Raw genomic sequence first — 24,965 nt, 5'->3', positions numbered from 1 at the left:
CCTAGAACAACCGGGACTCGGAATATTTTTTCGATACTTTATTCGCCATCATCACGAGCACGAAAGCAATGACAGACTGCATCAGGCCAACAGCCGCGCCAAAGCTGTAATTCGGGAAGCCGTCGCTTGCGAACGCTTGGCGATACACGTAGCTTTGAATGACATCCGCCGTATCGTAAATGCTCGGATTGTACATAAGCAAAATTTTATCCAGATCGACGGTCAAAATTTGGCCGATAGCCAAAATGAACATGACGACAATCGTGCTGGAAATCGAAGGCAGCGTCACATGAATAATTTTCTTAAATCGGTTCGCGCCATCAATGTCCGCCGCTTCATACAGATGCGGGTCGATGCTCGTCATCGCCGCCATATAAATAATGGCGCTGTAGCCGAATAGCTGCCATACGTTAAGCATGACATACAGCGGGCGGAACCAGCCGGGATCAGCCATGAAGAATACGCTTTCAAAACCTGCGAAATTCAGCATTTGGTTCACCAGTCCGCCCTGCGGCGACAGCACTTTATACAAAATCGAAACAATAACCGCTGACGAAATAAAATAGGGGAAGAAGCTGAGCGTTTGCACGAAACGCTTCACCGCCGACAGCCGCACATCGTTAACGAACAAGGCGAAAATAATCGGAATCGGAAACACAAACAGCAAATTGAAAAAAGCGAGCAGCAATGTATTTCTGACCAGCTTCCAGAAATAAGGGTCGCTCATGAACTTGCTGAAATGCTCGAGTCCAATCCATTTGCTGCCCATTATGCCTTTGAAAATGCTGTAATCCTGAAACGCTATGACCAGCCCGAACAGCGGCAGCAGCTTGAATAGAATTAAATGAACCAGACCCGGCAGCAAAATCAAATATAAAATTTTGGCGTCCCACATCCGCTTAAGCAGTCCGCTGTTTTTGGATGTTGCCCGTTTTACGATTGAGCTCATCTCAGCCCACCTCTGGATTCAAATTGAAGGGCAGCCCCTCTCTTCCCCTACGCCGGAGCGAAAGGAGCCACCTAAAGCTTATTTAGACATAGCGTCGTATGCGGCCTGGTCGATTTCGGTCAGCTTGTTGTAGCCTGCCTGCTCCATTTCGCCGAGGAAAGCATCCCACTCCGTCAGGCTGCGCTGGCCGCTGATGAATTTCACAAGCGCCGCATTAAGCGCCTGCTTCACATTCGCGAGAAGCACCGTTCTTTCTTTCAATTGATCCGTTGAATATTTCAGCGAGCTGAATTCCTTGGATGTATATTTATCGAAAAACGTTGTTGCAAAAGACTTCGTCAAATCATCCATCCACTGGTAATACGCTTCATTGTTGACAGGTACCGGGAACGTCAGGCGATCCTGAAGGAAGTTCCATACCGGCGTGCCAATCGGCTTATTGCCCTGCTCCTCGAATTTGACGGTAAATGTCTTCTTGCCGCCTTCCTCCTTATACGACTTGCCTTCTACACCGTAGTCCATCAGCGTTCTGCCCTCATCCGAGAACATGTAATCCATAAATTTGATAATGCCTTCCGCTTTGTCCTCCGCCTTCTCATTAATGACGAAAACCCGGTCCATTCTGTATTTCTCCTCAGTTGGAGGCAGCATCGTCTGATTGCCGTCAGCGTCTTTGAACGGTTCCATTACTTTAATGCTGTATTTCGGATCATTTTCCGGTCCGCCGTTGTTCATGAACCACGATGGACGTGTGAAGAAGTCGCTGCTGATTGCGCCTTGGCCCGTCAGCATTTTCGTCTGCCACGATTCCTCGGTCGCAGTGCCTGCTACCCATTCTGGATCAATGAGCTTATCTTGGTACATTTGCGCATACCACTCGATGAGCGATTTAAAGCCCGGTGAATAAATATCCGATCCTTTGCCATTCTCATAAATGCCTTGCACTTTGCCATCGACGATTTTGTCATTAGCCGCAAAAGCTTCCTGAAACTTCAAAAAGCCGTCTCGCCCTGTGAATGGGTAAAAATTGGCTGTGTCCTTGTACGCTTCCTTCAGCTTTTTCAGTACATCTGTAAACTCCTGAACCGTCGTCGGGTTCGCCGTAATGCCCGCCTTCTCAAACATATCCGCCCGGTAAAAGGTTACATTCGATATCGTCGGATATTCCTGCGCCAAGCCAAAAATTTCGCCATCCTTCGTCGTCATCAGCTTGGCATAATCCGGATTCGCATCCAGATAAGCTTTAATATTGGGCGCGAATTTATCAATATAAGGCTTTAGATCAATGAACAGCCCTTGTCCGCCATATACCTCAGATTGTGCCAGCGAGACGATGCCGGAATCCGGGAACTGGCCGGAGCCGATTTTGAGCTCCAAATTTTTCTTGTAAGCATCATCATCTTCACCGCCATTCACCAGTTCAACCTTCGTATTCGTCTTTTCCTCAAGCACAGGGTACCAATTCAAATCCTGTAGCCAATTCGTATATTTTCCCGCCATCATATAGGAAAAGGTTGTCGTCCCTCCGGCCGATCCCTCATTTGTACCCGTTGAAGCTGACGGAGCCGCCTTATTTCCTCCATTGGAGCAAGCGGTCAATGCAAGAAGCAGTACCATCGACATCGTTGTAACGGATTTCCAATTCCATTTGTTGTTCATTTGAGCATTCTCCCCCAATTGTCATTTGGCTTGCATAAGTAAGCACTAACAATTTGAACATCTCCGCTTCATTGAATGTTGCTTATTACAACACATTCCGGTAAATTGATTGACCTCCTGTGAAATGTAATCGCTTTCTTGTATCTAAATTATCGCAAAATAGAGCAAATTGCAATCATTTTTTCTGAAATTCCGCTTCTGGTGAAGTTTGCCTTTTGGCATTTGCAACAATTAGTAGTGATTTCCTTTCCTTTAGTTGAAGCTCCATCGCTTCAGCTGCCTCATTTTATAATGAAATTAGAGCATTGACTTTAAAAAATAAAGGCTGTAGCATGAAATTAAAGCGCTTACTTATCAAGTTCGCATAGACCCTCCATTTTTTCGTTTCATTTAGCAACAGTATTGCCAATATCTATATGCGGCATATCGAAACGGGCGATCATTATTGCGGGGAACTGAACACCCAATACAACCGGCGTTATGAATACCCGTCTCTCATTCAATCAAAGGACGGAATGATCCATGCCTGCTTTGCATACGGGAACCGAACGCATATTAAATATGTCAGCTTCTCCGAGGACTGGGTACGGGGCGCTCACAAAAATAAATGGCCATGGGACAACTTCCCGATGGAATAGAGCCCTTTTTTGCATGGTAGACATATGGAATGGTAATAGCGTAAAGAAGCCCACTCCTCAAGGTGGGCTTTTTTCGCGTGTGAACGCATTGTAGTGCTGTCACAGGATTATAGAGCTTTCATATACCAGGCATCGCAGGCAAAATGCTCGGTTCCCGCCAAAGGCTGCTCCAATTGCACAAAGCCATGCTTTTTATAAAATTTATTGGCCGCGGCCATGCTCGCAAGCGTCTCTAAATAACATTGCTCATAATGAAGCTGGGCAAAGGCCAAGCAAACGTCCAGCAGCCGAAGAGCAGCACCTGTGCCTCGCGCCTCCGGCAGAGCATACATTTTTTGCAGCTCGCAAATGGCTGGGAAACCTTTAACAGGGCCAATGCCGCAGCCGGCAATGACCTTGTTATTTTTCTCCACCACCCAATATTTCGCACCGTCCTGCTGATACAAACGATAAAAATCGCCTAGCGCAGGGTCGGCCCAGGCTGTACCGGGCTTGTCTGCTCCAAACTCAATCAGGCAGGTCCGGATCAACGACTCCACCTGAGCATTGTCTCGCTCCTCTATTTCTCTTAGCTGCATGGATCGCTCTCCCTTTCTCCAATCATCGTGACCAGGCTTAATAAGGCGCTTGAACCTTTCATGTCTGAGCGAAAAATAAATTCGACAGGCAGGTCCCTATACGCTTCCGGCAGTTGATGAAAGGAGACTATACCTTCCTTTGCCGCCTTGGCGATTGCGGATTTTGGCAGCAGGGAGACACCAAAGCCCGCCGACACTCCTTTGACGATTAAATCCAATGTGCCGAACTCGCGAATTTCATAGGAAGTCCGCCCGCTTTCGTGTAAAAAATGCTCTGCCCTCGTCCGATGCGTACAGCCCACGTCAAAAAACAGCATCGGCTTAGCCAGCAGCTCGGCCATATTATCCTTGCCCGCTTCGGATACGAGTACCAGCTCCTCAGAAAATGCCTGTACACAGCTGATATTCCGTTCCTCAATCGGACCATAAACAAAGGCGCCATCAAGCTCGCCTCTAACAACCTTTTGCACGAGCGAATGGGTTCCGCCTGTAGCTAGAGATAGCTGGACAGCAGGAAACTCAGACTGATAGCGGCTAAATAGCGGAAGCAAATGCGTCAATGCGGCCGTCTCAATAGAGCCAATTCGCAGCGGCCCGACTGGCTGCTCGCCATATTTGGTTGTACGAGCCGCTTCATCCAGCAAGGCCAATATACGGTCAGCGTATTGCAGCAGATTTTCGCCCGCCTCCGTTAAAGCCATCCCTCGATTGGAGCGAACGAATAGCGGGAGCCCCAGCTCCGACTCCAAATATTGAATTCGGGTCGTTACGTTAGACTGCACATAGTTAAGCGCTTCTGCCGCCTTCGTCGCACTGCCCTCGCGGGCAACTGCACGGAATATTCGCAAATCCCCGCTTTCCATCTCGTCCACTCTTTTCTACTATGATTATTTGTGATAGCGACTATCTAATTCAATCATTTTACTTGATGATTTTCGCTGTGTACAATTCGTTTAGCTAAGGCTACATCAACGATTAATGGCAGGAGGAATTTGGATGAAGGCAATTTCACATAGAGGAGCAAGCGGGATTGAAGGACTGCAATACGAGGAAAGTGCCGATCTCAATCCGGGGACTGGCGAGGTGAAAATACGGCTGATGGCGGCTGGAATCAACCATCGGGATTTATTTCTAATGGCGGGGCGAACGGCATCAGACGCTCCGTTCATTCTCGGCTCGGACGGCACAGGAATCGTTGAGGCAGTCGGCAGTCTGGACAGCATTGCCGCTGTTGGCGATGAAGTGATTATTCATCCTTGCATAGGCTGGGAAAAAACAGATGAGGTTCCTCCAGTGCCCACTATATTAGGCGGTCCCTCAAACGGCACATTGGCCCAATATGTTATTGTTCCAGCGGCAAATGTGTTCCCCAAGCCAGCCTATTTAAGCTGGGAGGAAGCTGGTGTGCTTCCCTTATCCGCCTTGACCGCCTACCGGGCGCTGTTCACCAAAGGGCAATTGCGGCGGGGCGAGCATGTTTTGATCCCCGGCATTGGCGGCGGGGTTGCTACCTTCGCCATGCTGATGGCGCTAGCAGCAGGGGCAACGGTAAGTGTAACCTCCCGCAGCAAAACCAAGCAGCAAGCTGCTGTCGAACAAGGAGCGAGCTTCGCTTTGGACAGCCATAGCGACTGGCGCAGCAGCTTGGGGCAGCAGGCCGTCGATCTGATTCTGGACAGCATTGGGCCAGCAACCTTCGGGCAATATTTCGAGGTTATCAAGCCGAACGGACGCATCGTCACCTTCGGCGCAAGCTCCGGGGATGAAATCACGATTCCGATCCGGGCGCTATTTTTCTCTCAAATCAGTATAATCGGCACTTCCATGGGCAGCCGCGAGGAATTTGCCGCTATGCTTGCATTTGTCGAGCAGCACCAACTGCGCCCAGTCATTGACCGCATGTACAAGCTTCCTCAGATCAAAAAGGCCTTTGAACGTATGAACCGCGGCGAGCAGTATGGCAACATCGGAATTAGCATGGCTGAGGGTCCTCATGTTCCTTCTTAAGCTTCATCACATACTTCTCCAGCTGGAAGGTGAGGCTCCTAAGCTCATGCTCCTGCTGGAGCAATCCAAGCAGTGCCTGAATAATGACCGCTTTTGGATGGTCACGTGCAAATTCCTCAGCAAGCGCCTCGGTCGCATCGACGAGTTGGATCCGTCTGGAGCCTGTAATGGCCAGCTCCTTAATGACAGCGAGCAAGGCGTCCAGCAATTGGCTGCGCTTCTCTTCCATCGATATCTGTTTGCTCTTCATTTCTTGGCTTATCATATCGAACATCAACACGTCCGTTAAAATCGGTTTCTCCTGCTTGGCCAAAATATTTGCAGCCATTTCCTCCATCCGCTCTAAAACAAAGAGGGTGATATCCCGGATGCGGATCGGTCTATTTTCAAAAATCATCAGGAAGTTAAACTCTTTGATGATCCCGCCATATACCGTCACCATATCCCAAATATGAGGCTTTATTTGTTCACCAAGCAAGCGGATCAGACTGTTTTTATGAAGGTCGTACATCATCGATCTCATTTGGATGAAAAAGGGCGCCAGCTCCTTTTTCGTTTTAATTAATTCCTTAATTTCCTGCATAATAAACTTATTGATCATAAAAAACTCCAGCGTCACTTCCGTTTCCCGCACAAAAACTTCACGAGGCGTGAGCCCCTCTTCCTTAAGAATCCCTGAAAGCTGATCATCCAGCAGTTGCTGCCGACTTTTATGAACTTCCTTGAATAGTTCTTCCTTCGACGGAAAATATTTATATAAGGAGCCTTTGGCGATTCCGCAATCATCGGAAATATCCTGAATCGATGTCGCCACATAGCCCTTCTCCATAAAATGGCGAACGGCCGACTCAATAATTCTGTCTCTAATCAGGCTCAATAAAATCCCTTCTCTCAAAATCATTTGACTTTCAGCAAAAAATCGATAAAATAAAGCCTAGCGTGACCGATCAGTTTTACAAAGAAACCATGAGTCAATCTTACGAAATCTGCTCCTTCTTCGTCAAGGAGCGGCTCGCTAGCCTGTCTATTTCTTTGAGCTAAGATCGGCATACAAAACCCAAGAGAGGGCGAGGAGCCTACACATGTCTACACCAAATGCTTCACAGTTAGCCTCAGAGCCGGAATTTTCCATCAAATCGATATTGGCGCCGCTTCTTGCCGTCATTATTGGGATGATGATGGTTATTTTGGACAGTACCGTCGTCAATGTTGCCGTTCCTAATTTGCAGCATTATTTCGACAGCTCGCTCAAGACGATCCAATGGACGATCACGGGCTATACCCTTGCTTTATCCGCCGTTATTCCGCTTGCCGGATGGATGACCGATAAATTTGGCGCCAAGCGGATTTTTCTAATTACCATTGCCCTGTTTACACTAGGCTCCGTGCTCTGCGCATTAGCGCAAACACCGGAGCAGCTGATCTTGTTCCGCGTGCTTCAAGGCATTGGCGGCGGCATGGTATCCCCGATCGGGATGGCGATGATTTTCAAAATGGCACCTGCCAACAAACGTGGAGCTGTTATGGGCATGCTCGGCATTCCTATGCTGCTCGCTCCTGCGATTGGCCCGATTTTGTCCGGCTGGCTGATCGGCTTTGCCTCATGGCACTGGATTTTTCTAATCAACCTGCCAATCGGTATTGCCGCATTATTCGTCGGTATGAAATATTTGCCGAAGCTTGAACGTCAAAAAACGCCTGCTCTCGATATTATCGGGATGATCTTGGCCCCTATCGCCTTTTCTATGCTGGCATTCGGCGTTAGCGAAGGTGGTACCGACTGGAGCTCGGCCAGAACGTTGACCGGACTCATCGTAGGCGGATCGGCACTTATTCTATTTATTATCGTTGAGCTGCTTCAGAAGCAGCCTCTGCTGGAGCTGCGTGTTTTCCGCTCGTCCGATTTTACTCGCAGTATTATTTTATCATGGATTTCACAAATTGCCTTGTTCGGTTCGATTCTGATGATTCCGCTGTATTTGCAAACCGTGAGGGATTTCACTCCGCTTGAGAGTGGTCTAACGACGCTGCCGATGGCGATCTGCTCGATGATTTTCATGCCAATCAGCGGACGGCTGTTCGATAAATGGGGAGCTCGCCCGTTAGCTATGGCCGGTTTGTCGGTGATTACGATTGCCCTGTTCTTGTTGTCCCGGATTCATGTGGATACAGCCATTGTTATGGTAATGATTCCACTTGGCATGATGGGTATGGGCATGGGCTTGTCGATGATGCCGCTTAACACCCATGTGCTGAATTCTGCGCCGCGCAGACTCGTCAGCCGCGTAACGCCTCTGACTTCAGCTAGCCAGCAGGTCGTTACTTCCTTTGCAATAGCTGGACTGACCGGCTATTTCTCCTCTCAAGCGACTGCGCATATTACGGAAGCGGGAGCAGGCGGCAACATGCTGGAAAGCACCTCTCTGGCATTTGGCGATACTTTCTTACTCGCAGCAGGCATCGCGATAGCAGGCGTATTATTGAGCACAATTTTGCGCAAGCCGAAGCTCAAGGATGATCATGAGCAAGAGGAAGATGCACCGGACCCTGCGATGATGATGGGCCATTAATTTTAAGAGACATTGTTGTTTAGTAAATGAATAAACAAATGAATAAATAAATGAAGGCTAATTCCTGCACGCTGCAGGAGTCAGCCTTCATTTATTTACATGCAAAATGCAAAAAGGCACCTGCGATCTGAGCGTTCAAATCATAGGTGCCTTTGCTGATGATGCTACTTATAATACCGCTTATTTCATACTCTCTTCTTAGTTAAGAAACCGCCGAATTCTCGAACAGCGAAACATGCAGCTTCACGACCGCCTTGCGTATCGTCATTTCCGCTTCAACGCTGCAGCATGGACGGTGGATATCATGCGGGAAAAAGACGGCAAACATGCCGGGCGTAAGCACGATGTCCGATTCATCGCTTACTTCCTTATACGACAATCGGTCGCGGCTGTCCAGCTCGTCTGCTGTAACGACTGCTTCCCCATTATCGCGGGCGACGCGAATGAGCTCCCGACCTTTCAGCAGCAGCTGAATGTCGATATATTGCTTGTGAGACTCCGCCAGCTGCTCTTCCGCCGGACGGGTCTCCACATGCTGGACGAGCACAAATAAGCGCTCGCCATCGATTTCATATTTTCCAGCCGGTGTATCCTCCGTCACTTCCTGCTCCAGCCAAGCCAGTGCCTGCCGAAATGGCGGCAGCCAGCCCGGCTCCTGCTCCCAGCTGCGCAAATCGCTAATGATCATCCTGGTCCGCTCCTTTATAAATGAATTCATCCCATGTTACGGTCTGAGTATTGTGCCTCCAATATAGCGAACGCCGCCTCTTTGTTGAATGGAATCCTTCGCATCATTGAAATAATAAGTCGCCAAAATTTCTCCGGCGGTCGTCTCGACAGCCCGCGGATAGCCAAGATCATTGCTGCCGCCATCATCACGTAAAATCAGCTCTGGCCCCCAGCTTAGCCCATTATCCTCGCTTACCCTTGCCCGAATGCCAAATGGCGGCCTTCTGAAGCCATAGACGGCAAACAGCCTGCCATCCTCCATCAGCGTCAAATGCACCGTATCGCCATGGTCGTTGATCCGCGAGACGAAGCGCCACGTCAGCCCGCCATCGTCCGAGGCGTAAAGTTCGCACCATGCCGCCACCATCGCCGGCTTGCATCTGACTGCAACCATAATGACGCCATCTTTCATGAGAACGGGGGATGGGCAAATCATCCGATACTCCTCGCTATGTGGCATTAATGACACAAGCGACCAATTGCAGCCATCATCGAACGAAGCGAAGACGACGGGGCGATCATGCGGATTATTCCGCGGCCTTGCCGTCAGAAACAGCAGCACAACGCCGTCTGGCCGTACAATATACGACGGCCTGCCCTGATAGCGGGGAATACCGCAGTCCGGAAGCATCACAGGCTCGCTCCAGGTCGCGCCTGCGTCACGCGACATTTTCACCCAAGCCTGGGCGTGATCAACCGCAGAGTTCGGCGTACACCAGCATTCGAGCAGCGTATTGGGGTCGGAGAAGTCGAAGCCCTCCTCGAACGTATGTGGCTTGCCATACGGGAGCTGATCCAGCAGCTTGTAATTGTCGGCGATTTGCGCGGCCTCCTGCCAGCTGCGGCCGCCATCAAGCGTACGGACAGCAGCAATCCGCCCGAAGGTTTCTACCCGGTCATGATTCAGGTTTCCAGGAATCTGATAGTCACAGTCAATGTTCATAAACGCGAGCAAAATGTTCCCTTCACTTATTTTCCACAAACCACCATTAAAAGGCCAAGAGCAAAACTCATTGTCTTTGCGATAAATTTCAATATGCTGCAGCTGCTGTGGTTTCACTGGCTTCATGTATCGACTCATCTCGTCATCCCCCTTGGGCTGGCGTAAACGCGCTATTTGCGGTGAAGCGAAGGCAAAGGCCCGTTTCGCGGTAAGCATAAGTAAAGCGGCCTTCAAGCGTGCAACCGAGCAACCGAACAACCGAACAACCGAACAAGGCTTATTTTTTCATAAAAGTCCCTGCTGCCGGTACTTCTCAACCATTTGCTTCAAATCGCCATACGCTGCCGGTGTCAGCGGCGCTACCGGACGTCGCGATGGACCGGCGGGCACGCCGATCTCATTCAGCACCGCCTTCAGCACAGAAGGTAGCGTGCCCAAAGAAAAGGCACTCCGCAAATCCCGCAGCACCCGCTGCGCCTCCTCTGCCTCCCTAAAGCGCTCTGCCTGAAAATGCTCATAGATTGCCGCCACCTGCGCCGGGAACACATTAGCCGTTGCCGCAATCGCACCGCTGCCGCCCGCCATAAGTGTCGGCAAGATAAGCGAGTCCGTTCCCGCCATCACCGAGAAGGAATCAGGTGTCTGGTCGATATATTGCAAAATCGTATCAAAGCTGCCGCTGCTGTCCTTAATGCCGACAATATTCGGGATTTGCGCAAGCTCGGCTACCGTTTTGGGCTGCAGCGCATTCCCTGTGCGGGCGGGGATGTTGTACAGCACGACGGGAATCGCAACCGCTGCCGCTACCTGCTCAAAATGATAAATAAGCTCCTGCTGTGTAAACGCAAGGAAATAAGGAGTAATGACCGAGAGCGCATCGACGCCTGCTTCCTGCAGCCGCTTAGCAAGCCGAACCGTTTCCAGTGTGCTCGCACAGCCTGCTCCGGCATAAACCGGCACGCGGCCCTTCGCTTCCCGCACAATGATTTCCGCTATTCGCACCTTCTCCTCGAAAGAAAGCGAGAAAAACTCGCCATTCGTGCCCAGACAAAACAATCCATGGACGCCAGCAGAGATGAACCGCTCCACCATTAGACAAAGCGCCTGCTCGTTCAGCTCCTCCTGCTCATCGAACGGTGTTACCATTGCCGGAATTATACCTTTCGCCAATTCCATCGCTAGTCCTCCTTTTTAAGGTAAGCCCTTACATTTTATTTCGCGCCATATGCCGCCTGCTCGCCTGAACTACGATGCCAAACTGGACACCCCCTCAAATATAATGTATATAAGATTTAAGAAGAAACTGTTGAAAGCGTGGTGCTCCAAAATGGATTTGCCGAAAATTGATAATTCTAACCTGTGGGACAAAACCTACACTCTATTAAAGGAAAAAATCATCCGCCGTGAATTTCTCGGCAATCAGAAGCTGCTCATTCCTGAGCTGGCTGCCCAGCTTGGCGTTAGCCGAACGCCGATTCGCGACGCCTTGAACCGTCTGGAAATGGACGGCCTTGTGAAGACGGTATCCAAGGTCGGCACCTTCGTCAATGCCATTGAAATACAAGACGTAATGAATGCTACCGATACGCGGATGATGCTGGAATTTTGGGTGGTGGACAAGCTAAGCTCCTGCACAAAGCAACAGCTTCATGAAGAAATTAGCAGGCTGGAACACATTGTCGAGCTGTCACTAAGCGAGCTAGAAGCACTTCCGCTCGATCAGTATTTACAGAAAGACTATAATCTGCTGTTCCATTTGGAATTCATGCAGCTTGGCGGGAACAGCCATAATGCAGCCATCTATAAAAGCCTGATGAACTATCGTTTCATCGCTGCAAGCAGCTCGCTCATCAGCAAAGAAATGGTAGCTGCCGCCATTAAGCAGCATCAAAACATCATTGCCGTCCTAAAGCTTGGCGATGCTGAACAAATGCGCGCGGTCATTCGTGAGCATCTGGAGGACTCTAAAAATCGCCTTATCGCTAAAATCACTGCAAATGGCGGCTCCATTTAGCACGAATTTGCATTCGGTCATTCTTTTTTCTTTTTTCTGATTATTGGTTTTGCCGTTTAGCGCTTGATAGCCTTTACAACCTTTAATGATAAATGTTGTATACATCATTTAATGCTTATAATATAGCTTAACCCCTCAGCCTCGTCAATCCTTCTCTTTGCGCCTTGCCCAATTAAATGGCAAGATGACTTTTTGCTCGGAGAAGGGTACAATAAAGGGAAGTAAGCTAATATCTATTATTGATTAACAGACAAAAGGAGTGTTACAAATGACACAATATCGTGAAATAGATTCAACTGAGCAATGGGATGCCGCTTTGGAAGGCTCGAAAGACCGGGCCCTTGTTGTTTTCAAGCATAGTACGACTTGCCCGGTGAGTGCGAACGCGCACCGCGAGTTCACAGCCTATCTGGACGCTAACCCGCGTCAGGATACGGATTATGTCCTTGTTAAGGTTATCGAATCCCGTCCGGTTTCGAACAAAATCGCTGAAGATACGTCGGTTAAGCACGAGTCGCCGCAAATTATTTTTATCCAAAATCAAGAGAAGGTTTGGAGCGCTACGCACTGGGCGATCACGTCCGAGCATATTACAGCGGTTCTTGACTAATCGAATGGTAACTGCAAAATAGCTTTCTTTTGTAAAAGCTTAAAGACCGGGCCGCTTGTTTTCGCAAGCGGCTCGGTCTTTTTAGTATGTGCGAAGGGTCAGGCTTCCTTCTATGCCTGTCGGCAGTAAATGCCTTTCTAAGTGCCTTTCTAAGTGCCTTTCTAACCGCTTCCCGCTGAATAGGGTTCATTTGCAATAAAGCTGTCCCTTTTTTAAAGGCCGGCTTGTCCTTGGGAGGGAAAAAGAGTGTTCGAACGGATTTCTTTTGCGTTCGGATGCAAAAAGACGGTGTTCCAGTCGCTATCGACTTGGAACACCGTCTTCATTTTTGCTGCCTTGCAGGCATTGATGTTATTCGTATAATACTGAAAGCACTTTAGCAATAACGACTGCGGATTGAGCCCGAGTTGCCGTTGCTTGCGGCGCGAAAGCGCCATTGCCCATGCCGGAAATCAGCCCCAGATGCTTAATGGCAGCTACTGCTTCCTGCGCATAATCCGAGATTTGCTCAGCATCCGTGAAGGAGGCTGCTGCGCCCGTAGGTTGCGCCGCCCCTGCATCTGCTGCGAATCCGCTTTGCTTCGCAGCGCGGTACAGCATAACCGCCATCTCTTCTCTTGTAATGGAAGCGTTGATGCCGAAGGAGCCGTCCGCTCTGCCTTTAATAATGCCATTCTGCTCTGCGGCAAGGACAGACTGTTCATACCAGCTTCCAGCCTTGATGTCGCTCAGCTTCGTTGAAGCGCCGTCTTTGCTCGCAAGACCGAACGCCTGAACGAGCATATGCACAAACTGTGCACGGGTAACGCTGCCCGCTGGCTGGAATTTGCCTGCTGCCGTGCCTTGAACGATGCCTTTGGCAGCAAGGCCTTCAATTGCGATCTTTGCCCATGGATACTGTGCGATATCATCGAACGAAACGTCTGCGTAAGCCGCTGCATAACGGCTGAAATGCGCCGCCTGGAATACGATTACTTGATCCTTTTCGCGATAAACACTGCTATGGACAGCTTCCAAACCGCCATTGCTATTCAAATAATAAACGATTGCCTGATGCGGCTGCTCGCCTGCTTTCAGCGTGTACGGCAAGGCAACTTCCACTTGCCCTTCGTTCCACGTTAATTGCTTGCCATCATGGACGAGCAACAAATCGTAAACTTGATGCGCGCCAACCTTCGCGCGTTCCTCCGCTGTAAGGGCAGCCGAGTCTACCTTCTCGGCTGTGAAGGCCAGCATTGCGGCGGTGTTTTGCGCCGCTGCGCTGGCAAGGGCTTCGACGGCGACGCTAATTCGTACGCCGTCCAGCCATACATGCAGCACCGGCACATTGTGATCGGTCAGCTCTTTAATAGCAGCCGCGGGCAGCTGTACGACTGCCTGCTGCGGTGCAGCTGCTGGAACGACGCGAATCGTGACGTCGTTCCCGCTTGCCTGCGTCGCCGCCTTGCTCAGCTCGCTGGCGGCGACTGTCGCGACCAGCTTGCCGGATGCATCCGGCACGCCGTTCGCGATTGTAATCACACCAGCAGCCGATGGCGCTGCTGTTGGCTGCGGGCTCGCCGTCGGAGTAGCCGGCGATGACGTGCCCGGCGCTGGCGTCACCGGAGATGCCGTTGGCGCCGGCGTCGCTGGTGATGGCGTCACCGGAGATACTGTCGGTGTCGGTACCTCTGGCGTTGGTGTTACCGGAGGTACTGTCGGTGTCGGCTCCTCTGGTGTTGGCGTTGGTGTTGGCTCCTCAGTCGCCACCTCCAGCCCTGCAAGCGCAGCTGTCACTGCTGCTGCGCTCGCAGCCACCTGCGCCTGATCAGCTTCCTGATCAGCGCTTGCCCGCTGCGCTGCAGCCAACGCTTCGGCAAGCACGGACCAGCTTGCTGCCGTGTACTGGCTTTGCGTCAAGCCAGCTGCTTCAGCAATTGCGGCATTCAGCTCGGCCTTATCAGCCAGAGCCAGCCCGAATGCCTTGAAGTCCATCATGCCGACCCAGCCTTGGCCTTCGGTAATCGTCACCTTGAGATAACGGCCCGTATTATTGTCCGTCAGCTTATGGCTGTCCGAAGGCATCGCCAGCGTTTGCGTATCCGCTGCTGTACGGAACGTTACGCCATCATCGGAAATTTCCACCTTGTAATGGACGACTCCCGCCCATTTGTTGAGCACCACTTTTTTCACTAGCGAAGCTTGGCCCAGATCGACCATCCACCAGCTGCCAGCCCCTTTATCTGTTCCCCACGAAGTGCCTTCATTTTGATCGACTGCCCCTTCTGGAGCGTTGGTCTTGCCGCCGCCGCTGCCGGCGTTGCTGGAAGAAGTTGCTGCTTTAAACGCTGCAATATCCTGCAAAGGCTTAAGCGCTTGAATCGCGGAGGCAAGTGCTTCCGTCGCAGCCACAACCGCCGTTTGAACAGCCTGGCCATCATTGTTGACCGTCTTCGCATTCGCTAATGCAGCTTGCAGTACAGCCCATCCGGCCGCATAATATTCCGCACCGTCGAGCTGCTCTGCTGATACGATAGTGGTCACAAGCGTGCCTTTGTCCACGTTCGACAAACCATTCAGCGCTGCCTGCAATTCGGCAACTGCATGATTGACGACCGTTTGCGTAGCTCTTGCATCACCAGAAGCCGTCCGTGCAACAGCAAGCGCACTTTGCAGCGCCTGCCAGCTTTTGGCCGACCAGTCCGCCTCTTGCTTTGCTTCTGCATCGGCAATGAGCCCCGTCAGCGCCGCCTTGTCCGCAGGCACCACTTCAAGCCCAGCGACAACGGAAGCCAGCTGCCCCTGTGCCGCATCCACTTCAGCTTGCGTTACCCCTTGAGGCGTATATGCCTGATCGTGAACGAACTGTGCCTGAGCGATAGCAGGTGCAAGCTGCGGCCAGCTCTGCGGCGTAAAATCTGCCCGGGCGAGCGACTTCGCTTCAGCAATTGCGGCCGCCAAATGCTGGCGATCTGCCGGAACTGCCGTCAAGCCATGCTTATAAACGTTCAAGGAATCCAGCGCATAGCCCTTATAGGCGTATCCGCCGTTTGCTGGATATTCATCATAATCAAACATCGCATGGTTTTCCCATGCATCGCCCTCAGACGCAATCCAGCCTACATTCGATGGAATCCATGCCGGCTCCCAATAGAAAAATCCGGCTCCCTTGTTATTTTCCACATTGGAGATCAAATCCATAATCGTTTGAATCGCGTCATATTGGCCTTGAACGGTCGCGTCCCATTTCGCTCCGCCCGTTTTCAGCTTTTGGTCGGAGTTAATAATATTTTCATGGGCATCGCCATTTTTATACGAAAAAGGATACGACGTCTCAGCAATGACCACTTCCTTGCCGTAACGCAGCGCCATATCATCCATATTGATTTTCACCGCTTCCAGCGTACCGTGCCAGAACGGATAATAGGATAAGCCGATAATGTCGTAATCGACTCTGCCATTGATGCCGTCGAAGAAATAACGGAAGGTCGCATTTTTGCCGCCTTCAGCAAGATGAATCATAATTTGAACATCATCGCCGCCAGGCAGGGCGCGAACAGCCGACGAACCGCTGTTCAGCAGCAGCGCTTGATCGTCAAAATTAACCGAGCCGCCTTTGCCCGTGAGCACGCCGCTGTTGATTTCATTGCCGATCTGCACCATGTCAGGCATTGCATTTACTGCCTGCAATTCTGAAATAACCTCGTACGTGTAATCGTATACCGCTTGGCCCAGCTCAGGCATCGTCAGGTTTTTCCACGCCGCAGGTCGAACCTGCTGGCCCGGATGCGCCCAGTCATCCGAATAGTGGAAATCGACGAGCAGCTTAAGCCCCTTCGCCTTCACTCGCTTAGCGAGTCTAAGCACATCTTCCTTATCATTGTAGCCGCCCGAGTTTTGCGGATCATTCCACACCCGCAGCCGGACGTAGTTTACGCCCCGGTCCTTCAAAATGTCCAGCAAGTCGCGTTCCACGCCATTGCTGTCGTAATATTTTCCGCCGTTGTCCTCAATTGCGGTCAGCGTCGAAATATCCACCCCGCGAATAAAATCGTCGCGGTAGCCCAGCACCGTGACCGACGCTTTCGGCTGCACGCTCGCTCCCGTTACCGTTCCTGCTACTTCAAAGCTGCCCCCACCTGTATATTTCTGCGGGTCAACAGCGTCCCATGCGACATTGACAAGCCCAAAGCTGCCGTCCGCATATGCGGCATTCACCTGTGCCGGAAGGCTCGGAGCCGTACCGCTGTAGGTTTCGATATTCACCGCGTCATAGCCGGTAATGTCCGCTGGACTTTTCACCATTTCCTTCTCTGCTACCTTTAATTCTTTAATGCCCGGCCACCAGCCGCTTCCCGCATAAAAAGAAATCGTGACACGCACATAACGCATGCTGTCCGCCTCGAATGCAAGGCTTGCCGTCTGCTGCTTTGCCGCATTAGCCGATTTATCGGCAGCGACCGTCCAGTTCACATCGTCCGGCGATACCTCTACGATATACTTGACGATTTCATCTTCCTTCCAGGTGATTTCCACACCAGAAAGATCATATTCGCTGCCCAAATCCACTTTAAGCCAGTGTGTCGGACTTACAGCGCTTGCTGCGCTCCATGCCGTATCCGGATTGCCATCGACCGCGTATTCCTTCGGCTGGCCCCACTGCGGATCTATATATTCTTGGCTTGCTGTAACGATTTTGCCAAGCGCCAAATTTGCTGCAGTTGCCTTTACCGCCGCTTGCGGCCAGGCCATCTGTGTCATAAATAGCGCTACGACCAGCACGAGGCTGATGTACCCTTTCCCCTTTTTCATGTAAACCTCTCCCTTGATTATATTGTTTCTCCATGCTTCATCTAATTGTAAGCGATTTTATGAAAAGCGATATACATACCAAAAGCAACATTCTAGCATTTTATGCAACCTGTTTGACGCCGCACATTCCGAATTTTGGTAGCGCTATCATTCATAGGGTTTTCATAAGCGAAACCTGCGCAAACAGACACTTCAAATACTATCGATTAGAAAAATCCTGAATTAACGCGCTTAAGCCCCAGCCCGGGGATTAACGAAAATTTCGGCTAATCACTTGTTATACTCAAGCCGATGTTTTATATTGACATAACAGTAGGTCAAAAATTAAAGAGGTGAACGAACGAGATGACTCCACGCACGAAGGAACAAAACGATGAGATCCGGCTGCGGCGTTTGGCGCAAATCCGGAAAGCCGCTGCCGATGTGTTTTTGAATAAAGGGCCTTTACTGGAAATCCGCGATGTGGCCTCGCAAGCGGGACTCGGTTATGGCACGGTATACCATTATTACAGCAATAAGGGCGATTTGCTTCAAGATTTGCTATGGGATGCGTTCGAGCGGGCCGGCGATTGGCTGGTAGCCCCGCTAGAGGCTCCGCTGGAGGTCTCCCGCGCTTCGGCCTCGGGGAAGGCACCGACGGGCAGGCATTTCAGCTTGGCTGCTGAGGCGGACACCGGGAACTCGGCTACCGCGGATTCCCGAAGCGGAAGCAGCGAAACGGCCGCTGCCGCAGAGCTTGGCCCCGTCGCCGCCGCAGGCTTCCGGCTGCTGCAGCTATGGGCGGAGGACCGCGCCCTTTACCTATTGTTTAAGATGGCCGGAGAGGACTTTGCCTCGCTGCCAGAAGCGCGCTCGGCCACGCTTTCGGCCGCCTTTCGTCGTGAGGTGCTGGCGCCGCTTGCCGCGCTGCTGGAAACCGGGCGTGAGCCGGACGGGGCTGCCGCTTCCGGCGAAAACGCGGCGGAGCCGCCGTATCAGCTGCAGCGCGCGGAAATGCTGCTGGCCGCCTTGGTCGGCTGCGCCTCTATTTCGCTTCGCCGCGGAAAACTGCAAGAGGAGGCCGGCGATATCGCCCGTTTTTTAAAATTATAGAATGGATAAGGAGCGAATAATGACAGATGATCATACTAAAATCACCTAGGGAAATCGAAGAGATGAAACCAGCGAGCCAAATCGTTGTGGACTGCTATCGCGAGGTGTCCAAACTGATCGAGCCTGGGATCACCACCCAGGAAATCAATGACTTTGTTGCCCGACACATCACCAAGCTGGGCGGCAAGCAGTTTACGAAAGGATACAACGGTTACCCCGCCGAAACCTGCATTTCGGTCAACGATGTGGTGGCTCACGGCATTCCGTCGAACCAGGTGGTTATGGACGGCGACTTGCTGAAGCTCGACATTGTCGTGGAATACGGCGGATGGTTCGGCGATTCGTGCTGGTGCTATGCGGTGGGCAATATCCGGCCGGAGGCGCAAAAATTAATGAAGGTGGCAAAGGAATGCTTGGACCTGGGGATAGCCCGAGCGCTCCCTGGAGGCCGGCTTGGCGACATCACGTCGGCGATTCAAGAGCATGCGGAAGCGAATGGATTTTCGGTCGTACGCGATCTGCTGGCGCACGGGATCGGGCGGAGCCTGCACGAGGAGCCAAGCTACGAGCATATCGGCGTAGCTGGCAAAGGCATTCGGTTAAAGGAAGGCATGGTGTTTACGATTGAACCGATGATCAACGAAGGTACGTTCCGTATCAAGATCGACGACGATCGGTGGACGGCGAGAACAGCCGACGGCAAGCTGTCGGCGCAATATGAGCATACGATTGCAGTCACGTCCGACGGACCGCTGATTTTAACGGCCCATTAAAAATAGAGGCAAACGGACGGGAATGCGTCATTAAAGGAACTAAGTCGCTAACCCAGCCTGCTTGCCCTGACGAAAGTTCGTAATCCAAAACGACGAATAACCGCGCTGCCGCAAAAACAAGGCTGCTCTCCGTTTCCGGAAAACAGCCTCCTGTACATCCTCTAAAACCCACACGATTACCTTTGTCACACTATTCTTTAACCGAGCCTACGACGAGGCCTTTAACGAAAAACTTTTGCAGAAACGGATAAATTATGAGGACAGGAAGAGCGCCGATAAAAATTTGCGCTGCACTAACCGTCTTCTGCGAGATCAAGGCAAGCGATACGGGATCAAGGCTCATGGAGCTCATGTCGCGTGAAATAATGACCGTTTGCAGAAAGGTTGCCAGCGGATATTGGTGAACGCCTTCTGTGTACAGCAGGCCGTCAAACCACGAATTCCAATGGAACACGATGCTGAACAGGCTGAGCGTTGCAATGGCTGGCTTGGATACCGGCAGAAAGATCGTGAACAGCACCCGGAAGTGGCCTGCTCCATCAATCATAGCTGCTTCCTCCAGCTCCTTCGGAATGCCCCGGAAGAAGTTCATCATCAGAATCGTTAAATAAATATTAACCGCTCCGGGAAGCACCAGTGCCCAGAAGGAGCCCATCAGGTTCAAATTCTGGATCATCATATAGAAGGGAACAAGCCCGCCGTTAAAGACCATCGCGAAAACGAAAATCCAGGAGTAGTAAGAACGTGCCTTGAAGCTCGTGCTTTCTCTGGAAAGCGGGTAGGCTGCCATAAACGCCAGCAGCAGCGTAAGGGCCGTGCCAATGGACGTCCGCATGATAGATATCCAGATCGAGTTTAGAAAGATCGGGTTGTCGATCGTTTTGCGATAAGCCTCCAAAGTGAAATCTACCGGCCACAAATTAACGATATTGGCATCGGCCGCCGACTTCGCGCTGAATGAAATGGCCAATACATGAACAAGCGGGATAATGCACAGGAGCGAGATAAACAGCAGCCCTGTATTATTGAGTATAGAAAATATGCGGTATGACAGTGTTTTGTGGTACATTCTAGGCTCGCTCCATTCTTAGAAAATTCGATAGTTTGCCCATTTATAGGCCATGCGGTATGAGACGAAAATCAAGATCATGCTGATAATGGATTTGAATAATCCGACCGCTGTTCCAAAGCCCATTTCCCCGCTTATAATCGCTGTACGATAAACGAACGTATCAATAATGTCGCCTTTATCGTAGACTAGCGGGTTATACAGGTTGAAAATTTGGTCAAAGCCCGCATTCAAAATGTTGCCGAGTGCCAGTGTACCTACGACAATCGCCATCGGCACCATCGAAGGCATCGTAATGTGAAGCGTCTGCTTCCAGCGGCTTGCGCCGTCCACTTCGGCCGCCTCGTACAGCGAGGGGTTGATGTTCGAGAGAGCTGCCAGAAAGACAATCGTTCCGTAACCAAACTCCTTCCACACCTCGGAAATAATAACCGTAAAGCGGAACCAATTGCCTTCTCCAAGGAAGAAGATCGGTCCGATCCCGACCATGCCCAGAATCCGGTTTACAAAACCGCCATCGCTAGACAATATGTCGATCAAAATACCGCCCAAAATGACCCATGACAGGAAGTGGGGCAGATAGACCATCGTTTGCACATAACGCTTGAAAAGCTCCTTGCGCACCTCATTTAAGAAAAGAGCAAAGATGAATGGAGCTGCGAGGTTAAAAATAATTTTCAAAACCGCAATGACCAGCGTGTTCCAAATAACCTCCAGGCTGTCCTCCCGCTCAAACATGTAGCGAAAATTATCGAGACCGATCCATTCCGAGCCTGTAATGCCCAGCCGGGGCTTAAAGTCTTGGAAGGCCATAACAATGCCCGCCATTGGCAAATAGCTGAACAAAATCAGAAAAACAAGGGATGGAAAAATCATGAGATGGAACGGCCAGTGGCGCTTTAGCTGCCTCATATTGTAGTATCCTCCTGAACGCATTTGTATGAATTACCTCAATTATAGCAACGCCCCAAACCGCCTGAACACATGACGGAACCAACATTGATGGCACTATTGCAACTACTTTTCACAGGAAACTCTCATAAAAAACAAAAGCAGCCTGCCGAGGGCAGACTGCTTTGCTGACTTGCACTATTTTACAGATGCATACCATTCATTTACTTCCTTCGTAATTTGCTCGCCGCCGGATTTATTCCAGCTGGCAACGAATGTATCGAAGGCATCAATCGGCTTTGTGCCGTAAATAATTTCGTTAAACGTTTGAAGCTCGATTTTTTTCAAGTAATCCATTTTCGACTTCATCGTCGGCGTTGTAGGACCCGTAAACATGTTCATAAGCGCAACATCCTTCTGGGACATGAGCACCTTCGCCGCTTCTGGCGTTTGCTTGCCAAAGCTGTTGGCAATGTCTTTCTCCAGCTTCGTCTCCGGCTCCTTGCCATCTGCAAGCGCCAGCAGAGCTGTCATTTGCGCGTCTGGAATACGGGCGCCATCACGAACGAGGAAATAACGAACAATGTTAATATAGCCTCCAGGGATATCATCTTGATAAAGCGTGTTGCCATTGGCATCAACATCATAGTCATAACCTTTGAACATGCCAACCTCAAGCGGGCTGCCCTTCGCAGGGTTTGCGAAGTTGTCAAACATCCAGTTCTCATAAGTGAACAAAGCCTCAGGATGCTTAATATCTTTGTTGATCAAAATAACAGCGCTGGAAAATGGCGTGCCATGGCTTGTCGCTTTGCCGTCAGGACCTTTTGGCAGTGCGATCGGCGTCCATTTTGCGGTTGGCACGTTTTTCGCTGTATCGACAAGCGGCCAGCCGCTCATCCAGTACGGTCCAGGAATAATGCCCGCTGTTCCTGCAACAGCTGGCTCAGCCGTTTTGTTCTCATCCCATAGAGCTGCTTCCTTAGGAATAAAGCCTTTTTTGCTCCATTCCGAAAGCTTCAAGAGGCCCTGCTTCATGCCTGTGTTAATGGAACCATATTCCAGATTTCCGTCAGTTCCAACATTCCATTGCTCTGGCATCGCGCCATAAGCGCCAAAAATCCATGATGGGTCGCCCATCCAGCTGCTCAGCTTCGTTTTGAAGCCAATGCTAAGCGGCGTTACTTTATCAGGAGCCAATCCGTCCGGATTGTTGTTTTTGAAAGCTTCCATCACAGTTTCCAGCTCGGCAATCGTTGTCGGAGCCTTCATATTCAGCTTGTCCAGCCAATCCTGGCGGATCCACAGCAAGTAGTCGTTGTTATAAGCATAATCCAGTACGGGAATACCCATTTTTTTGCCGTCGCGAATATATGGATTCCATACGTTAGGATCAAGCTCCATCGCTTTTTTCCAAGTATCATTTGCGTATTGGTCAAACAGGTCGCCAGCTTCGCGGAAATAGCCGGAATCGACCAGATCAGCTACCAGCTGCGGATCATTATTGCCCACTACCAGCACGTCAGGCATATCCTGTCCCGAGGACATGGCCAGGCGCAGCTTTGTAGCTAAAGCATTGTTCGTATCCGTTACAGACCACAGCGATTTGATCTCGATGCCGAGCTGCTCCTTGGCCCATTTTGTCGCTACGTTGTTCTCAATCGTTTCACCATTTTTATATTTCACCTCAGGAGCTACACCCCATACGGTCGTCAATGTAACAGGCGGATCATATTTCTCTTTATATTCATTTCCTGTTGAAGCTCCTGTGTTCGTGCTCTCGCCCGTTCCTTTGTTGTCCTTGCCGCATGCTGCGAGCAGGCCGACAACGAGAATGAGGCTTAGTACGAGCAGCAGCTGCTTTTTGTAAGCGCTAATCATTTTTGTTTTTCCCCCTCCAACTGTGTGTTGCAATTGTTTATGACTTTATTATAGGAGCATTGCTGGGGAAGTCATAGGACAATAACCGAACATTTCTGCACCTTTGGCAACCTGTTCGCTTTTTGCTATTGGTCGCGGAACTCCTGCGGCGTCATGCCATAATGCTTGCGGAAGATTTTGCTGAAATATTGCGGATTCTGATAGCCCAGCTCCGAAGTAATTTCATAAATTTTCTTATTAGTCTGCTTCAGCAAATAATGCGCCCGCTCCATTCGCATCCGGGTAATATAGTCACTGATGCTCTCGCCGGTCTGGGCTTTATAAATTTTGGACAAATAGACGGGATGCAAAAACACCTTGTCCGCAATCGTCTTCACCGATGTATCATGGCCAAGGCTTGCAGACACAAGCTCCTGCACCTGCTTGACCAGACTGCTCTTGGCGTATTCCTCCGTGCTCGACAGCTCTGTGCGCAAGCGCTCCAGCATATCTGTCGACCAATTCCGCAGCTTGTCCAGCGAATGAATAACGGTGTGGTCGAGCAGCATGTCGAAGCCCGCATGATCAATTTCATAAATAAATTGTCCCTGTTTATGGGCCGTATACATAAAGGCATTCGTAATCGAGAGAAACACTTCATACAGATGCTCCCGCGAAAACTTCACCTGCTCCAAATTGCCGAACACCTCATCGATTTTGAGCAGCGCTGTGTCCCACTGCTTGGACTCCAGCAAATGAATAAGCGTAGGCGGCTTATACAAGGCCTCCATCAGATTCACTCGCGTCTCCGGCTCCGCCTGGTGACTTTCCAAATAGACGGCAATGCCCGATTCATGAATCGCGCTCGATAAATAGACGCTCATCCCCGTCCGGTACGCATTCGCCATGCCGCTCGGGAAGGAGAACCAGTCGGAAATAATGAGCGACACCTCCGAACGGAGAAAATGGGAGATTTGCCGTCTAAAGACGTTCACCGCCTGCTCCAGCATCACCCGCCGCTGTCCTTTGTAATCCGGCGAAAAATCCAGCAGCCGCTGCTGCTCCTCATTTGGCTGCGCGACGAATATGAGGCAATTATGCGGCGCTTTGCCATACCATACGTTCATATGCTCGGCGAACACTTCCTCGCCAATATTGCCGACCGCATATTCCATCAGCTCCATGCTGCTGCGGTTGCTTTCATCATAAGGATTGCTGTATTGAATCAGCAAAATGACAGAAGGAGCATCAAGCCGCAGCGGGATTTCATATTGCGCCAGCTTGGCGTCAATCGTCGTGTCCGACAGCTGGCGGCCGAGCAGCAGATCATGCAGCAGATTGCGCCGCAGCAGCCCGTATTCCGACTTCATATTGTAAACGAGCTGATGGTATTGCTCCGCCTGCTCCCACTCCACCTTCAGCTCCTCGATCGTATTCATCAGGCTGCGCACAAATTCCTTATCGTCCACCGGCTTCAAAATATAATCGGACGCCTGCAATTGCAGCGCTTTTTTCGCATATTGGAAATCGGAGTAGCCAGTCATTAAAATGCAGCGCAAATCCGGCCAGAGCTTCTTCGCCTGTTCGATCAGCTGCAAGCCGTCCATCCCCGGCATCCGAATATCCGTGACCAAAATATCAATGTCACCCGCCTCCATAATAGCAAGCGCCTCGGCAGCAGACTCGGCCCGGTATATTTTGCTGACGCCAAGCTCTTCCCATGGAATGGTCTTCTCTAAGCTCAGCGTCACATAGGCCTCATCATCTACAAGCAGCAGTTCAATCATTATGA

The 24,965-nt window shown here is 50.7% G+C and carries 19 protein-coding genes; 6 read left to right on the top strand and 13 right to left on the bottom strand.

Annotated elements, in window-relative coordinates:
- Position 1 precedes the first annotated feature (1 nt).
- From AC6B99_RS24100 to AC6B99_RS24085, 4 genes are all read right to left on the bottom strand, one after another.
- Entirely contained in the window at positions 2-949 is a 948-nt protein-coding gene (locus AC6B99_RS24100) for an ABC transporter permease (protein WP_496664412.1), read from the bottom strand.
- A gap of 78 nt (positions 950-1,027) precedes the next feature.
- Positions 1,028-2,608 carry an extracellular solute-binding protein gene (locus AC6B99_RS24095; protein WP_056031903.1) on the bottom strand — a complete coding sequence of 527 codons (1,581 nt, stop codon included), beginning with the start codon at positions 2,606-2,608 and terminating at the stop codon, positions 1,028-1,030.
- Between the two features lie 745 nt (positions 2,609-3,353).
- The gene (locus AC6B99_RS24090; RefSeq protein ID WP_494863821.1) at positions 3,354-3,824 is read right to left on the bottom strand and encodes a GNAT family N-acetyltransferase; all 471 of its coding nucleotides are present in this window, start codon (positions 3,822-3,824) and stop codon (positions 3,354-3,356) included.
- Positions 3,815-4,687: a LysR family transcriptional regulator gene (locus AC6B99_RS24085; protein ID WP_056031908.1), complete on the bottom strand. Its 873-nt coding sequence runs from the start codon at positions 4,685-4,687 to the stop codon at positions 3,815-3,817. The genes AC6B99_RS24090 and AC6B99_RS24085 overlap by 10 nt, the downstream gene beginning before the upstream one ends.
- 133 nt (positions 4,688-4,820) lie before the next feature.
- Here AC6B99_RS24085 and AC6B99_RS24080 point away from each other — a divergent pair, with 133 nt between their 5' ends.
- Positions 4,821-5,831 carry a zinc-binding dehydrogenase gene (locus tag AC6B99_RS24080; protein ID WP_496664411.1) on the top strand — a complete coding sequence of 337 codons (1,011 nt, stop codon included), beginning with the start codon at positions 4,821-4,823 and terminating at the stop codon, positions 5,829-5,831.
- On the opposite strand, the gene AC6B99_RS24075 is transcribed toward AC6B99_RS24080, so the two are convergent.
- Positions 5,797-6,708: a TetR/AcrR family transcriptional regulator gene (locus AC6B99_RS24075; RefSeq protein ID WP_056031914.1), complete on the bottom strand. Its 912-nt coding sequence runs from the start codon at positions 6,706-6,708 to the stop codon at positions 5,797-5,799. The two genes, AC6B99_RS24080 and AC6B99_RS24075, sit on opposite strands and share 35 nt — an antisense overlap.
- A 205-nt stretch (positions 6,709-6,913) precedes the next feature.
- Between AC6B99_RS24075 and AC6B99_RS24070 the strand changes: the two genes are divergently transcribed.
- Positions 6,914-8,401 (top strand): MDR family MFS transporter, encoded by a 1,488-nt coding sequence (locus AC6B99_RS24070; RefSeq protein WP_056031917.1) that lies wholly within the window; start codon positions 6,914-6,916, stop codon positions 8,399-8,401.
- 202 nt (positions 8,402-8,603) lie between these two features.
- On the opposite strand, the gene AC6B99_RS24065 is transcribed toward AC6B99_RS24070, so the two are convergent.
- The 3 genes from AC6B99_RS24065 to dapA form a co-directional block, all read right to left on the bottom strand.
- Positions 8,604-9,089 carry a YhcH/YjgK/YiaL family protein gene (locus AC6B99_RS24065; RefSeq protein ID WP_494879043.1) on the bottom strand — a complete coding sequence of 162 codons (486 nt, stop codon included), beginning with the start codon at positions 9,087-9,089 and terminating at the stop codon, positions 8,604-8,606.
- Positions 9,090-9,125: 36 nt separating this feature from the next.
- Complete coding sequence (locus AC6B99_RS24060; protein ID WP_496664410.1) at positions 9,126-10,211, bottom strand: sialidase family protein; 1,086 nt, start codon at positions 10,209-10,211, stop codon at positions 9,126-9,128.
- Between the two features lie 147 nt (positions 10,212-10,358).
- Positions 10,359-11,249, bottom strand: coding sequence for a 4-hydroxy-tetrahydrodipicolinate synthase (gene dapA / locus AC6B99_RS24055; protein WP_496664409.1), 891 nt, complete (start codon positions 11,247-11,249; stop codon positions 10,359-10,361).
- Positions 11,250-11,400: 151 nt separating this feature from the next.
- On the opposite strand from dapA, the gene AC6B99_RS24050 reads away from it, so the two are divergent.
- On the top strand, positions 11,401-12,087 hold the full coding sequence (locus AC6B99_RS24050) for a GntR family transcriptional regulator (protein ID WP_494879046.1): 687 nt from the start codon (positions 11,401-11,403) through the stop codon (positions 12,085-12,087).
- 268 nt (positions 12,088-12,355) lie between these two features.
- Positions 12,356-12,697 carry a bacillithiol system redox-active protein YtxJ gene (gene ytxJ / locus AC6B99_RS24045; RefSeq protein ID WP_056031932.1) on the top strand — a complete coding sequence of 114 codons (342 nt, stop codon included), beginning with the start codon at positions 12,356-12,358 and terminating at the stop codon, positions 12,695-12,697.
- A 351-nt stretch (positions 12,698-13,048) separates the two neighbouring features.
- On the opposite strand, the gene AC6B99_RS24040 is transcribed toward ytxJ, so the two are convergent.
- Positions 13,049-17,488 carry a glycosyl hydrolase 53 family protein gene (locus AC6B99_RS24040; RefSeq protein WP_496664408.1) on the bottom strand — a complete coding sequence of 1,480 codons (4,440 nt, stop codon included), beginning with the start codon at positions 17,486-17,488 and terminating at the stop codon, positions 13,049-13,051.
- A 345-nt stretch (positions 17,489-17,833) separates the two neighbouring features.
- Between AC6B99_RS24040 and AC6B99_RS24035 the strand changes: the two genes are divergently transcribed.
- Both AC6B99_RS24035 and map read left to right on the top strand, forming a co-directional pair.
- Positions 17,834-18,580 (top strand): TetR/AcrR family transcriptional regulator, encoded by a 747-nt coding sequence (locus AC6B99_RS24035; protein ID WP_496664407.1) that lies wholly within the window; start codon positions 17,834-17,836, stop codon positions 18,578-18,580.
- A 26-nt stretch (positions 18,581-18,606) separates the two neighbouring features.
- Positions 18,607-19,353: a type I methionyl aminopeptidase gene (gene map, locus AC6B99_RS24030; protein WP_496664406.1), complete on the top strand. Its 747-nt coding sequence runs from the start codon at positions 18,607-18,609 to the stop codon at positions 19,351-19,353.
- Between the two features lie 190 nt (positions 19,354-19,543).
- Here map and AC6B99_RS24025 read toward each other — a convergent pair whose 3' ends face one another.
- The 4 genes from AC6B99_RS24025 to AC6B99_RS24010 all read right to left on the bottom strand — a co-directional run bounded on the left by AC6B99_RS24025 (position 19,544) and on the right by AC6B99_RS24010 (position 24,960).
- Positions 19,544-20,422: a carbohydrate ABC transporter permease gene (locus tag AC6B99_RS24025; RefSeq protein WP_046231688.1), complete on the bottom strand. Its 879-nt coding sequence runs from the start codon at positions 20,420-20,422 to the stop codon at positions 19,544-19,546.
- An 18-nt stretch (positions 20,423-20,440) separates the two neighbouring features.
- Positions 20,441-21,334 carry an ABC transporter permease gene (locus AC6B99_RS24020; RefSeq protein WP_496664405.1) on the bottom strand — a complete coding sequence of 298 codons (894 nt, stop codon included), beginning with the start codon at positions 21,332-21,334 and terminating at the stop codon, positions 20,441-20,443.
- 177 nt (positions 21,335-21,511) lie between these two features.
- Positions 21,512-23,194 carry a type 2 periplasmic-binding domain-containing protein gene (locus tag AC6B99_RS24015; protein ID WP_056031949.1) on the bottom strand — a complete coding sequence of 561 codons (1,683 nt, stop codon included), beginning with the start codon at positions 23,192-23,194 and terminating at the stop codon, positions 21,512-21,514.
- A gap of 125 nt (positions 23,195-23,319) precedes the next feature.
- Entirely contained in the window at positions 23,320-24,960 is a 1,641-nt protein-coding gene (locus tag AC6B99_RS24010; protein ID WP_056031952.1) for a response regulator, read from the bottom strand.
- Positions 24,961-24,965 lie beyond the last annotated feature (5 nt).

The organism is Paenibacillus liaoningensis, from assembly GCF_059609455.1.
The sequence above is the reverse complement of the archived record's forward strand: the minus strand, read 5'-3'. Positions and strand labels throughout refer to the sequence as shown.

What these genes read in the sequence shown, in the direction of transcription:
- map (WP_496664406.1), top strand. Translation starts at nt 18,607, where the DNA reads ATGATCATACTAAAATCACCTAGGGAAATCGAAGAGATGAAACCAGCG.
- AC6B99_RS24065 (WP_494879043.1), bottom strand. Translation starts at nt 9,089, where the DNA reads ATGATCATTAGCGATTTGCGCAGCTGGGAGCAGGAGCCGGGCTGGCTG.
- AC6B99_RS24070 (WP_056031917.1), top strand. Translation starts at nt 6,914, where the DNA reads ATGTCTACACCAAATGCTTCACAGTTAGCCTCAGAGCCGGAATTTTCC.
- AC6B99_RS24015 (WP_056031949.1), bottom strand. Translation starts at nt 23,194, where the DNA reads ATGATTAGCGCTTACAAAAAGCAGCTGCTGCTCGTACTAAGCCTCATT.
- AC6B99_RS24025 (WP_046231688.1), bottom strand. Translation starts at nt 20,422, where the DNA reads ATGTACCACAAAACACTGTCATACCGCATATTTTCTATACTCAATAAT.
- dapA (WP_496664409.1), bottom strand. Translation starts at nt 11,249, where the DNA reads ATGGAATTGGCGAAAGGTATAATTCCGGCAATGGTAACACCGTTCGAT.
- AC6B99_RS24060 (WP_496664410.1), bottom strand. Translation starts at nt 10,211, where the DNA reads ATGAGTCGATACATGAAGCCAGTGAAACCACAGCAGCTGCAGCATATT.
- AC6B99_RS24010 (WP_056031952.1), bottom strand. Translation starts at nt 24,960, where the DNA reads ATGATTGAACTGCTGCTTGTAGATGATGAGGCCTATGTGACGCTGAGC.
- AC6B99_RS24050 (WP_494879046.1), top strand. Translation starts at nt 11,401, where the DNA reads ATGGATTTGCCGAAAATTGATAATTCTAACCTGTGGGACAAAACCTAC.
- AC6B99_RS24085 (WP_056031908.1), bottom strand. Translation starts at nt 4,687, where the DNA reads ATGGAAAGCGGGGATTTGCGAATATTCCGTGCAGTTGCCCGCGAGGGC.
- AC6B99_RS24100 (WP_496664412.1), bottom strand. Translation starts at nt 949, where the DNA reads ATGAGCTCAATCGTAAAACGGGCAACATCCAAAAACAGCGGACTGCTT.
- AC6B99_RS24080 (WP_496664411.1), top strand. Translation starts at nt 4,821, where the DNA reads ATGAAGGCAATTTCACATAGAGGAGCAAGCGGGATTGAAGGACTGCAA.
- ytxJ (WP_056031932.1), top strand. Translation starts at nt 12,356, where the DNA reads ATGACACAATATCGTGAAATAGATTCAACTGAGCAATGGGATGCCGCT.
- AC6B99_RS24020 (WP_496664405.1), bottom strand. Translation starts at nt 21,334, where the DNA reads ATGAGGCAGCTAAAGCGCCACTGGCCGTTCCATCTCATGATTTTTCCA.
- AC6B99_RS24040 (WP_496664408.1), bottom strand. Translation starts at nt 17,488, where the DNA reads ATGAAAAAGGGGAAAGGGTACATCAGCCTCGTGCTGGTCGTAGCGCTA.
- AC6B99_RS24095 (WP_056031903.1), bottom strand. Translation starts at nt 2,608, where the DNA reads ATGAACAACAAATGGAATTGGAAATCCGTTACAACGATGTCGATGGTA.
- AC6B99_RS24035 (WP_496664407.1), top strand. Translation starts at nt 17,834, where the DNA reads ATGACTCCACGCACGAAGGAACAAAACGATGAGATCCGGCTGCGGCGT.
- AC6B99_RS24090 (WP_494863821.1), bottom strand. Translation starts at nt 3,824, where the DNA reads ATGCAGCTAAGAGAAATAGAGGAGCGAGACAATGCTCAGGTGGAGTCG.